The organism is Streptomyces sp. LS-MS-L19, from assembly GCF_058382285.1.
This window is the reverse complement of the sequence record NZ_JBYCLL010000001.1, coordinates 4,805,821-4,818,122: the sequence shown is the minus strand read 5'-3', so window position 1 is coordinate 4,818,122 and position 12,302 is coordinate 4,805,821. Positions and strand designations below refer to the sequence as shown.

The 12,302-nt window shown below is 74.4% G+C and carries 6 protein-coding genes; 2 read left to right on the top strand and 4 right to left on the bottom strand.

Going from position 1 to position 12,302, the window contains the following annotated elements:
• Positions 1-7: 7 nt before the first annotated feature.
• The 3 genes from trmB to AC2XR2_RS21495 form a co-directional block, all read right to left on the bottom strand.
• Entirely contained in the window at positions 8-904 is an 897-nt protein-coding gene (trmB, locus tag AC2XR2_RS21505; protein WP_491516021.1) for a tRNA (guanosine(46)-N7)-methyltransferase TrmB, read from the bottom strand.
• A gap of 93 nt (positions 905-997) precedes the next feature.
• On the bottom strand, positions 998-2,218 hold the full coding sequence (gene lhgO, locus AC2XR2_RS21500) for an L-2-hydroxyglutarate oxidase (protein ID WP_330265929.1): 1,221 nt from the start codon (positions 2,216-2,218) through the stop codon (positions 998-1,000).
• Between the two features lie 72 nt (positions 2,219-2,290).
• Complete coding sequence (locus AC2XR2_RS21495; RefSeq protein WP_030319143.1) at positions 2,291-3,715, bottom strand: NsdA family TPR-like regulatory protein; 1,425 nt, start codon at positions 3,713-3,715, stop codon at positions 2,291-2,293.
• A gap of 683 nt (positions 3,716-4,398) precedes the next feature.
• Here AC2XR2_RS21495 and AC2XR2_RS21490 point away from each other — a divergent pair.
• Both AC2XR2_RS21490 and AC2XR2_RS21485 read left to right on the top strand, forming a co-directional pair.
• Entirely contained in the window at positions 4,399-6,477 is a 2,079-nt protein-coding gene (locus AC2XR2_RS21490; protein ID WP_381308226.1) for an asparagine synthase-related protein, read from the top strand.
• Between the two features lie 654 nt (positions 6,478-7,131).
• Positions 7,132-10,368, top strand: coding sequence for an ATP-binding protein (locus AC2XR2_RS21485; protein ID WP_491516020.1), 3,237 nt, complete (start codon positions 7,132-7,134; stop codon positions 10,366-10,368).
• Here AC2XR2_RS21485 and AC2XR2_RS21480 read toward each other — a convergent pair.
• Positions 10,355-12,298: a sigma-70 family RNA polymerase sigma factor gene (locus tag AC2XR2_RS21480; RefSeq protein WP_491516019.1), complete on the bottom strand. Its 1,944-nt coding sequence runs from the start codon at positions 12,296-12,298 to the stop codon at positions 10,355-10,357. The two genes, AC2XR2_RS21485 and AC2XR2_RS21480, sit on opposite strands and share 14 nt — an antisense overlap.
• Between the last annotated feature and the right edge of the window lie 4 nt (positions 12,299-12,302).

The following is a 12,302-nucleotide window of genomic DNA, read 5'->3' as shown; positions in this document are numbered from 1 at the left end:
TGGAACCTCAGGCGCCGGTGGGGGACTGGTCGGGTCGGTCGCCGTGCTGTACGCGGCGGAAGAGCAGGTCGTTCACGACATGTCCCTTCTCCAGTCCCTGCCCCTCGAAACGGGTCAGCGGCCGGAAGTCGGGACGCGACGCAAAACCGCCGTCGGCCTGGGTGTTCTCGAAGTCGGGGTGCGCGGTGAGCACCTCCAGCATCTGTTCGGCGTACGGCTCCCAGTCGGTCGCGCAGTGCAGCAGCGCGCCGGGCCTGAGGCGGGTCGCGGCCAGGTCGAGGAACTCCGGCTGGATCAGCCGCCGCTTGTGGTGCCGCTTCTTGGGCCAGGGGTCCGGGAAGTAGACGCGCAGTCCGGCGAGCGCGTCCTTCGTGAGCATCTCGCGCAGCAGGATGATCGCGTCGCCGTTGCCGACCCGGACGTTGGTCAGCTTCTGCTGCTCGGCGAGGTTGAGCAGGTTGCCCTGGCCGGGGGTGTGCACGTCGACGGCGAGGATGTTGGTGCCGGGGTCCGCGGCGGCCATCTGCGCGGTGGCCTCGCCCATCCCGAAGCCGATCTCCAGCACGACGGGGTGGTCGTTGCCGAACAGCTCGCCGAGGTCGAGGGTGCGCTGACCGTCGATGTCGAGGCCCCACGTGGGCCACAGCCGCTGCAACGCGTCCGCCTGCCCGGCCGTCACCCGGCTCCGCCGCGGCTGGAAGCTCCGGATCCGCCGCTCGAAGTGCGACCCCGCGGGGTCGGCACTGGGACCGTCGGGAAACCGCGGCTCCCCCTTGGCCCGGGTGTGCCGCACGGAGACACCGGGGGCGTGCGGGGCGGACTCGCCGGCGGCGCCGCCGTCTGCGGCGTCGGCATCGGCGGGACGGGGCCGGGGGGCTTCGGAGGCATTGAGGGAGTCAGACACAGTGCGGCCGATTTTACGGCGAGAGCGCACAGGCGCGCCGCTCAGGGATGTTCCGCCCGTCACGTCCCGGCCCTCTCACCTGTCCCGGCCCCCTCACACGGCTCGCAGTGCCTCCAGTGCCCGGCGGGCCACCTCGCGGCCGATGGGGAGTGAAGCCGTCGCCGCGGGTGAGGGTGCGTTCAGGACGTGGACCGCTCGTGCTCCCTCGCGGATCAGGAAGTCGTCGACCAGGGTGCCGTCGCGGAGCACCGCCTGCGCCCGCACCCCCGCCGGCGAGGGCACCAGGTCGTCCGCCGTCACCGCGGGCAGCAGCCTCCGTACGGCCGTGGTGAAGGCCCGTCGGGACACCGACCGCCGCAGCTCACCCGTGCCGTACCGCCAGTGCCGCCGCGCTATCTGCCACGATCCCGGCCACGCCAGCGTCGCACCGAGCTCCCGGGGCCGTACGACACCCCAGTCGTAGCCCTCACGAGCCAGCGCCGGTACCGCGTTGGGTCCGATGTGGACGCTCCCGTCGATCCCGCGCGTGAGATGCACCCCGAGGAACGGGAATGCCGGATCGGGCACCGGGTACACCAGTCCCCGCACCAGCTCGGGCCGCGCCAGCGTGTAGTACTCCCCGCGGAACGGCACGATCCGCATCTCCGGGTCGTCCCCGGTCAGCCGGGCGATCTCGTCGCAGTGCAGCCCGGCGCAGTTCACCAGCACCCGCGCCCGGACGACCTCCCCGGTGCCCGTGAGCACGGCGACCCCGAGCTCCGGCCGCCGGTCGACGCGGCGCACCTCGGCGCCGTAGCGGATCTCTGCGCCGGACGCCTCGGCCAGCTGCCGCGCGACGCCCACGAAGTCGCAGATCCCGGTGGTGCCGACGTGTATGGCGGCGAGTCCCTCGACCTCGGGTTCGTACTCCGCGATCTGGGCGGCGCCCAGCTCCCGCACCGGGATGCCGTTCTCCCGGCCGCGCTGCACCAGGCCGTGCAGCCGCGGCAGCTCGTCGCGCTCGGTCGCGACGATCAGCTTGCCGGTCACGGCATGGGCGATGCCGTACTCCGCGCAGAACTTGACCATCTCGGCGGCCCCGCGCACCGCGTACCGCGCCTTGAGCGACCCCGGCCGGTAGTAGATCCCGCTGTGGATCACCCCGCTGTTCCGCCCGGTCTGGTGCCGGGCGGGACCGGCCTCCTTCTCCAGCACGGTGACCCGCGTGCCCGGCGCGGCCCGCGTGATCGCGTACGCCGTCGACAGCCCGACGATGCCCCCACCGATCACGAGCACGTCACAGTCGTAAGCGATCCCCGACGGCACCTGCACCACCTCCCACCTCGATAGTGCACTGCGCCACTGACAGTCGCTTCAAACGCGGGACGTGGTGCTGCTCTCCTTGACTTACGCCGGTGCCATCAGCAAGGGGCGGGCCCGCTCCCGCAGCTCCACCACCCGGGGCTCGTCACCGTACGGCTCCAGCCGGTGCAGCAGGTCCTTGACGTACTCCGTGGTCCGGGCCGAGGAGATCCGCCCGGCCACCTCCACGGCCCGCACACCCTGCTCGCAGGCCGCGTCGAGATTGCCGGACTCCAGCTCCGCGACCGCCGAGACGACCAGCCGCAGCCCGTGCGACCGTACGAACTCCTCCGTCGGCTTCGACAGCGCCTGCTCGGTGAACCGCCGCACCTGACGGGGCGCCTTCAGATCCCGGTAGCACTCGGCGGCGTCCGCGGCGAACCGGTCGTAGGAGTAGAACCCGAGCCAGGACGGGTCGTTGTCCCCCTCCCGGGACCGCTCCAGCCACCCCTCGGCCGCCTTCAGCGCCGCCCCGGCCGCCGCCGCGTCCCCCGCACGCGCGTGTGCCCGCGCCTCGACGAGCCGGAAGAAGCTCATGGTGCGGGCGGTCGCCAGGCCCCGGTTGCGCTCCAGGGCGGCCTGCGCGAGGTCGACGCCCTCGTCGCCGAAGCCCCGGTAGGTCGCCTGCAACGACATCGACGCGAGCACATATCCCCCGAGGGGGACGTCGGCGGCCGCGCGGGCGAGCCGCAGCGCCTGGATGTAGTACCGCTGCGCCGCCTCCTGCTGGCCGGTGTCGAAGGCCATCCAGCCCGCGAGCCGGGTGAGCTCGGCGGACGCCCCGAACAGCGCCCGGCCCACCTCGTCGGAGTACGAGCCGAGCAGCAGCGGTGCCGCCTCCACCCGTAAACACTCCGGCACCATGGACGAACGCCAGTCGCCGCCTCCGTACTTGGAGTCCCAGCGCCTGGCGTCGTCGGCGGCCTCCCGCAGCTTCTGCACGTCGCTGTGGCCGACTTTGAGCGGTGCGCCGGAGCCCTCGGAGTGGTTCGTCTCCCGCGCGACCGAACTGTCGGCCGGGGTTATCAGCCACCGTGAGGCGGGCGTTGCGTATGCGCTCACTGCGAACGAACCGGCGAGGGACTGCCAGATGCCGCCGGTGCCGGCCCGGCGGCCGGCGAGGTCCAGGCGGTAGAGCTCGGTGGCCGACCTGACGGCCTGTCCTACGTCCCTGGGGAAGGCGAGGCCCACCTCCGGCGCGGGATCCGCGTCCGCCAGGCCGATCTCGTGGAGCGGCACCGGGCGGCCGAGCTTCTGGCCGATGGCGGCCGCGATGAGGTGCGGCGCGGCGCCCTGCGGCACCATGCCCTTCGACACCCAGCGCGCCACCGACGTCTTGTCGTAGCGAAGAGTCAACCCGCGTTGAGCGCCAAGATCGTTGACGCGACGCGCGAGTCCTGCGTTGCTGATTCCCGCGAGGGCGAGAACGGCGCCGAGTTTTTCGTTCGGCCCGCGTTGCTCCCTGGACATGCGCCACCCCTCGACACAGACGGCTGCCGCGCTGGCATAACCACGCGGCATTCGTAAACCCAGCGTAGTTCGCCGCATCCCAAGCGTTAAGGGGCATTGTTCCGGATGGCGGGATTGTGGTCCGTACTGAAGTACGGGTCCGATACGCGCAGTTGCGTCGTGCTCCTGTTGTGTGGCCGTGCGCCCGTGTGTGCGCTCTTCTCCGGCCACGGGTGGAGCGCTTCGATGGATGATGCGTGGGTCGGCCCGCTGTACTGGATCCAGTGGGCTGGGGGACACCGCCGCCTCCATCCCCGCGGGCGGCGGAACGGCCCGGGGGGCGAAGTGGCGTCTCCCGGGCTGCGCGCCTGTCGTGCGGCGCGCGGACTGTGCACGGAGCGTGCGCGAGCCTGTCCTCATGGCGCCGATTTGGCTGAAAACAGACCCTCGTTCTCGCGGGCGATCAGCCTTCCTACCATGGCAGTTGAGGGCGCGTTAGGTGTTTTTGGGGAGCGTATCGGGGGCGCATTCGCGTCGCACACCCCCTGCTCCGCGCGGGTGCCCGCAGGCGTACGCGGGTGTTCGCAGGGGCGCGTTCCGCCTATCCCGAGCGGCTCCACCCGCCCTCCGGCAGGCGTCCTTCATGGCAGCATGGTGACCGGTTCGAACGGTGCACTGGTTGTCCACAGCCTGTGGAGGCGTCGATGCGGTGGTTGGTGGGATGGAGCAGCACCGCCGCGGGTGTCTCCGAGATCGGCGCGGCGGGGGCGACCGGAAGCGACGGCGAGACCGTGCATCCGGTGGGTTCGCACCTCCTGTGGGGCGACCCGGATCCGCTGTGGGCGGTCGGCGACTGGCGGCCCGACGAAGTGCGCGTGGTGAAGGTGGACCACCAGACCCGGATCGCCGTCTTCGGCACCTGCGGAGCCTCCGACGAACAGCTGCGGATCGGACTGCTCGCCGCGCGCGGAGGGGCACTTCGGCATCTGACGGCCTGGTCGGGCGCGTACACGGCGGTGGTCCAGGTGGGCCGCCGGATCACCGTGTGCGGCGATCTGGCGGGCGCGCGACCGGTGTTCCACACCCCCTGGGCGGGCGGTACGGCCTATGCGACCGCGGCGCTCCCCCTCGCCGACCTCATCGAGGCCAACCTGGACTTCGGGCACCTCGCCGCGCTGCTCGCCGCCCCCGACGTGCCGGCGGCGCTGCACGACTCCACCCCCTACGAGGGCGTACGGCGCATTCCGCCGGGGCACGCGCTGATCCTGCGCAACGGCGCCCGCGAGATCGCCGGGTACGAGCCGGTCGCCTCCCTCGCCGTGGCCGCGCCCACCGCCGACGCGGACAGCGCGGTCGACGGCGTACGGGACGCTCTCGTGGAGGCTGTACGCGCGCGTCTGTCGGCGCCCCGGCACGTGCCCGACATCGACCCCGGCCCGGTACCCGGGATGGGTCCCGCCGAACGGCGTGCCGCGCGCGGGATGCCGGTGCCGGGCATCGGCGCCGACCTGTCCGGGGGCCCCGCCTCCGGGACGCTGGCCCTGCTGGCCGCCGGGCTGCCGGGGATGCCGGGGACCGTCCTGGGGCACGGCACGGGGGCCGGTGAGCGGCTGCTCGCGGTCACCTTCAACGACCTCGCGGTGGGCGGGCGGGAGGCCGAGGTGCAGCGGGCGGGGACGCTCGCGGCCAATCCCCGGCTGCATCACGTGGTGGTGGCGGGCGGCGAGGAGACGCTGCCGTACGCCGAGCTGGACGGGCCGCTGACGGACGAACCCGGGGCGTCCCTGGTGACGGCCGCGCGGCACCGGGCCCGGCTGGCGGCGGGCAGCGCGGACCACTTCACGGGGTACGGCGCCCGGCAGGTCCTGGACGCGCATCCGGCGCGCCTCGCCGACCTGTTGATGGACCGCAAGCGGCGCCACCTGGTCCGGCCGGTGGCCGCCCTGGCCAAGGCGGACGGCTCCGTGCTCGTCCCCGCGCGCGTGTACGGTGCCGCGCGCAGGCTGGCCCGTACGCCGTACCGGGCGGGCGTCGAGGCGCTCGCCGACCGGCTGCTGCACCGGCGGTTCGACGAGCCCGGGGGTGCGGTGGGGGCCTCTCTCGCCGCGCTCACCTGGGCCAGACCGGGGCCCGCGGCACGGTGGCTGACGGGTGAGGCGCTCGCTGAAGTATCGGTTCGCCTCCAGGGGGCGACGCAGCGCTCCGGCGTCGGGCCGGGGCAGCATCCCGGCGACTATCGCGCGCGTGCGGCGCTCGCACGGCACGCGTCGGATCTGCGGGTCCTGGAGCAGGCCGCGGAGATCCGCTCCCAGCGGCTGCACGCGCCGTTCCTGGACAACCAGGTGGTGCGGGCCTGCCGGGCGCTTCCCGAGGCGCTGCGGGTCCAGCCGGGGGCGCGGGCCGAGATCCTCCGTACGGTGCTGGAGGGGGCGGGGGTCTCCGACCTTCCTCCCGGTTGGGGCGCGCCCTCGCATGCCTCCTCGGCGGCGGCGACCCGGACGGGGTTGCGGGTGGCGGCGGACTCGCTGATGTCGTTGTTCGGTACGCCGCTGCTGGCCCAGGCGGGGCTGGTGGAGGCGAGGGTGGTCCGCAAGGCGCTCAGGGGGGCGGCGGAGGGCGAACCGCTGCCGCTGGACGGCTTGGCCGACCTGGTCTCGCTGGAGCTGTGGCTGGGGCGGCTGATGGCCCGCCGGGGGACGTGCTGGACGGGGACGCCGGCGCGGGCGCGGGCGGTGCCGGGGGGGATTCGGGCTGCGCGCGGAGCGTTGGCCTCCGGCGGTTGAGCGGTTCTTTGTCTGCGGGGTGGTGGGGGCGGGCGTTTTTGCGCAGTTCCCCGCGCCCCTGAGAGGCCTGCGGCGGCCTCTTGCGGCCCGGTGGGGGCGTGTGTAGCGCATCCGGTCCGGTGGGTGGGTCGGTGCCGGGGTGGGGGGTATCCGTCCTCGGTCCGGCGGCTCGGTCGTTCATGAGGGGCCCGGTTCCGGACGCCGGCCGCTGCGGGCGGACACCCCCCACCCCGTCCCCTGCGCGCCGTACGCGGCGAACGGTGCGTGGGGGCGGACGCGGGCGGCCAACGGTCCGCGGTGGCGAGCGCGGGCGGCTGACGGCTCGTGGGACGGGCGTGGGCGGCTGACGGCTCGTGGGGCGGGCGTGGGCGGCTGACGGCTCGTGGGGCGGGCGTGGGCGGCTGACGGTCCCGTCGTGGCGCAGGTCAACTGCAACCCCCTAGGGGCGCGGGGAACTGCGCGACCAGCCACGACGCACCCGCAGCCGCCCGACAACCGAACCCGGCACCCCCATAGGCGCCCGGCCCAAGCCCAGCGCAGCGGGGGCGCGGGGAACTGCGCGACCAGCCACGACGCACCCGCAGCCGCCGGACAACGGGACCCGGCACCCCCATAGGCGCCCGCCCCCACCACGAACCCCGCGACAATAGGCCCGTGCGGTACAGGATTCTGGGTGTCACCCAAGCCACGGACGACGGCGGTGCTGTCGTGCCCCTCGGTGGCCCCCGCGTTCGCGCGCTGCTCGCTGCGCTCGCTCTGCGTGCCGGGCGGGTCGTGAGTCCGGAGAGCCTGGTCGACGAGGTGTGGGCGGGGGCGCCGCCCCAGGACGCTCCGGCCGCGCTGCAGGCCCTCGTCGGGCGGCTTCGGCGGGTCGTCGGCAAGGATGTGGTCCAGTCGGGGCCGGGGGGTTATCGGCTGGCCGCCGGTGTCGATGACGTGGACCTGCATGTATGTGAACGGCTCGTGCGGGAGGGCACGGACGCCCTGGCCCACGGTGATCCACGTACCGCCGCACAGAAGCTCACCGCCGCCCTCGCCCTGTGGCGCGGTCCCGCCCTCGCCGACCTTCCCGACCGCACCGCAGCGACCCGGCCGGAGGCCCTGCGGATGGAGGCCACCCGGGCCAGGATCGAGGCGGATCTGCTGCTCGGCCGGGCTCAGGACGTCGTACCGGAGTTGACGGAGCTGAGCGGGGCGCACCCGTACGACGAGTCCCTGTACGTCCTGCTCATCCGCGCCCTGCGCGACAGCGGCCGGGGCGCCGACGCCCTCGCCGCCTACGAGACCGCCCGCCGCACGCTTGCCGAGGGGCTCGGAACCGACCCGGGTCCGGAGCTGCGGGCCCTGCACGGCGAGCTGCTGGCGGCCCCGCGCAGCCGTCCTGCCGAGCCCGGCGGCAACATCCGTCCGCGGCTTACCTCTTTCGTGGGGCGGGAACCCGAACTCGACGCCATCCGTTCCGCATTGCACAGGGCCCGCCTCGTCACCCTCACCGGACCGGGCGGATCCGGAAAGACCCGTCTCGCCGAGGAAGCCGCCGCCGGGCTCCCGCAGGCGTGGCTGGTCGAGCTCGCCCCGCTCGACCGGCCGGAGGCGGTGCCCGGCGCGGTGGTCAGCGCGCTCGGTCTGCGCGAGACCGTGCTCATGACCACCGAGCTGACGGCCCCGCAGGACGACCCGCTCGCCCTGCTCCTCGAGTACTGCGCCCCGCGCAGCCAGCTCCTGATCCTTGACAACTGCGAACATGTCATCGAGGCGGCGGCCCACCTCGCGGAGACCCTCCTCACCCGCTGCCCCGGGCTCACCGTCCTCGCCACCAGCCGCGAACCCCTGGGCGTGCCGGGGGAGTCGGTGCGGCCGGTCGAGCCCCTCCTCCCCGACCAGGCGAGCCGCCTCTTCGCCGAGCGTGCCGCCGCCGTCCGTCCCGACGCGGCCGGCGTGCTCGCGGACAAGGTGTCGGTCGCCGAGATCTGCCGGCGGCTGGACGGGTTGCCGCTCGGTATCGAGCTGGCCGCCGCCCGGCTGCGCATGCTGACGCCACGCCAGATCGCCGACCGGCTCGACGACCGCTTCCGGCTGCTCACCTCCGGCAGCCGTACCGTCCTGCCCCGCCAGCAAACCCTGCGGGCCGTCGTCGACTGGTCCTGGGACCTGCTGGACGAGCGGGAGCGGACGTTCCTGCGTGAGGTGTCCGTCTTCGCGGGCGGCTGGGATCTGGAGGCCGCGGAGGCGGTGTGCGGCGGGCCGGCCGCCGAGCTCCTCGGGGCGCTCGTGGACAAGTCCCTGGTCGTGGCGGTCCCGTGGGAGCGGGACGGCTCCCACGGCATGCGCTACCGCCTCCTCGAGACCATCCACGAGTACGCCGTCGAGCGCGCCGCCGAGTCCCCCGCGCTGCGTGCCGCCGCCGAGCTCCGGCACCGCGCGTGGGTGCGCGCGCTGGTCGAGGAGGCCGAACCCCGACTGCGGTCCGCCGACCAGCTCCCCTGGATCGCCCGCCTGGAGACCGAACTCGACAACATCCGCGCCGCCCTGGACCGGGCGATCACGGCGGGCGAGGAGCCGGAGGCCTCGGCCCTGGTCCTCGCCATGGGCTGGTTCTGGTGGCTGCGCAACTACCGCCGGGAGGGCATGTCCTGGGTGACCCGGGTGCTGGGTCTGCGGACGGCTCCGGAGGGGGCGGGGACTGAGGAAGCGGGGATCGAGGATCCGGTCGACGCCTTTCTCGCCGCTCCGCGCGAGGAGGCCCCCGTCCGGATGAATCTCCGCATGCTGCACCTCTTCCTCAGGGCCGAGACCGAGCCCATCGACGGCCGCCTGGACCCGCGCCTGCACCACTACGTCACCCTCGTACGCGACCACTTCGAGCGGGGCGGCCCCGACGCGGCCCGGCTGCCGGGCATGATCTGGCCCCTGGTGGGCGTCATGCTCGGGGACTCCACGGACATCCGCCCCCTCATGGACGCCGCCGTGGCCAACTGCCGGGCGCACGGCGACGACTGGTCCGTGGCGGTGTCCCTGATGTTCCGCACACACATGATCGTCGACTCCCCGGGCGGCATGGCCGGCGTGGACGACGACCTGGAGGAGCTGCGCACGCTCAGCCGCCGTGTGGGCGACCGCTGGCTGCGTGCCCAGGTCAACAGCGCGGCCGGCGAGGCGGCCATGGCCCGGGGCCGTCCGGCGGCGGCCAAGGAGGCGTACGAGACGGCGCTCCGGCTCGCCTACGAGGTGGGGGCGTACGCCGAGACCCCGTTCCTCATCGCCCGGCTCGCCGAGGTCGCGTACCGCACGGGCGAGCGTACGACCGCGCTGACCACCCTGGAGGAGGCGAGCGAGGCCGGCGACCGGTACGGCGTCCCGGAGACCCGGGCGTTCGTGCGGCTGCTGCGGGCCCAAATGGCCCTGGACGACAACGACCCCGCCCGCGCGCGTGCACTGGTGGACGAGGTCCGCGCGGAGCTGGGCCAGGTGGCGCCGCCGCCCCAGTTCACGGTGATGCTGAACGCGGTCGACGCGATGGTGACGGCCGAGGAGTCGGGCCCGGAGCACGGATTGCCGCTGCTGGCCGACACCGTCCGCGAGGCGATCGACAAGCGGTGCGCCGACGCGGTGGTCGCGGCGCTCCTGGACGGCGGGGCGGCCCTGCTCTGCGACCTCGGCGACCTCCCGCGCGCGGTCCGGCTGCTCGCCGCCGCCGAGCGCCGGCGCGGCGGCGATCCGCGTCCGCACCCCGAACGCGTGGTGGCGGAGCGTGCCGAGACCGCCGCCCGCACCGGCCTGGGACCTGCGCGCTACGCGGCGGAGCACACCCGGGGCGCGGACCTCACCCCGTCCGAGGTCCTGGCCGAACTCGACCAGGCGCTGACGGCGCGGCGCGCTAGGAGCAGCTGAACCTCGACTCGGCCCAGTCCGCGAGCATGAGGTCGTCGAGGTGGCTGTGCGGCTCGACCACCAGCCGTACGGTCGCGCGCCCGGCGAGGTTCACATGGACGGGCACGGCCGCGTCCCCGCCCGCGACCAGTCCGGACTTCCACAGCCGGACCCCGTCGGCGTAGACGGAGAAGTAGACCTTGCCGAGGCCCAGCGTCATGTCGTCGACGCCCACCATCGCGTCGTACGACGAACACGCGCGGTTGAGATCGATCGTGACGGAGGACCGGCCGTGCACGGTCACGCCGTGCCGGTAGCGGCTGTCGTCGATCGAGACGCCGTAGCGCTGCCACACCCAGCTGCTCTCGCCGATCCGCATCTCGGGCGCGCTGCCGTCGCCGGAGACGTCGTAGGCCAGCTCGCTCCACTGGTAGACGGCCGGTGGCGGCGGGGGAGTGGGCGTCGGGGTCGGGGTCGGGCTCGGGGCGGGAGGGGGCTTCGGCGCCGGTGTGGGCGTAGGTGTCGGCTTCGGGGCGGGGGTGGGCGCGAGCGTGGGCGTGGTCTTCGGGGTCGGCGCGGGTGAGGTGGCGCGGGCCGGGGTGCGGGTGGCCGCGGCCCCGACGGGGACCAGCGGGGGATCCGGCTCGGGCACGCTCGGCGCGGGGGTCGGCTCGCCCGGTTCGACCACCGGCGCGGACGCGGGCGGCTTGGCGTCCGGCTTCCTGGCCGGGCTGTCGTCGCCGATCAGCGCGAGTGCCACCGCGGCGGCGGCCACCGCGACCACACCGGCCGCGATGCCGGCCTTCACCGGGGCGCCGAGTCCCTCCGAGGCCGCGGCGCCACCGGCGCCCGCCCCGCCCGAGGAGCCTCCGCCTGCCGCGGCGGCCGCGCCCGCGGCACCGGCCGCTCCGGCCCCGGCACCGCCCGCGATGAGCCCGATGGCCTTGGCGTACCCGGCGGCCCCGAACCAGCCGATGACCGCGAGTGGTACGACGGCGGGGATACCGCCGGCGACTTCCTTGATCTGGCCCGCGGCCAGCCGGCACTTGGCGCACTCCTCCAGGTGCTTGCGCAGACCGCGTTCGGCCCGGGTGCGCAGGCTTCCGCGGGCGTAGGCGCCGAGCCGGTCGGCGTAGCGGGCGCACTCCTCGTCGGTGGCGAGGGTCGCGCTGACGTGGGCCTGGAGGTAGGCCTGCTTGAGGCCCTCGCGGGCGCGGCTGGCCAGCACGCGCGTGCCGTTGGCGTCGAGCCCGAAGAGGGTGGCGACCTCGCTCGGGGACTCGTCCTCGACCTCGGTGTGCCACAGCACGGCCTGCCAGCGCTCGGGCAGCGACCGGAAGGCCTGCATGGCCATGGACTGCTCGGCCTCGTGCATCGCGCGTACGTCGGCGCCGAGGTCCAGAGTGTCGTCGTCGGAGACCTCGGCCGAGCGTGCGGCCTGGGCGGCGAACACCGCGAAGTCGTCGACCAGCTGCTCGCGCTTGGCCGACTTGGTCCAGCCCGCGGCGACGCGCCGGACGCTGGTGAGCAGATACGCGCGCACGGCGTGCTCGGGGCCGTGGCCGCGGCGCACGGCCTGGAGCATGCGGGCGAAGACCTCGGCGGTGAGGTCGTCGGCGGTGTGGCCGTCGCGGCAGCAGGTGCGGGCATAGCGGCGGACCGCGTCCGCGTGGCGCCGGTAGAGCGCCTCGTAGGCCGTGTCGTCGCCGGAGCGCATCCGTTCGATCAGGTCGGCGTCGGACGGCGGCAGCTCCGGGGGCGGCGGCAGGACGCTGCCGTCCTCGCGCCGGTCGCGCTGGGCCGGCACGCTGCCCTCGACGGGCTCGCCGCCCTGGGCCGGGATACCGCCCCGCGGGATGCCCGCCCGGCCGCCCTGGCCCGGCACCTGTGGCGTGCCACCGGCGTTCCCGTCGCCCTCGCCCAGCGGCTCGTTCCGCCCGTCAACGCTCATCGCG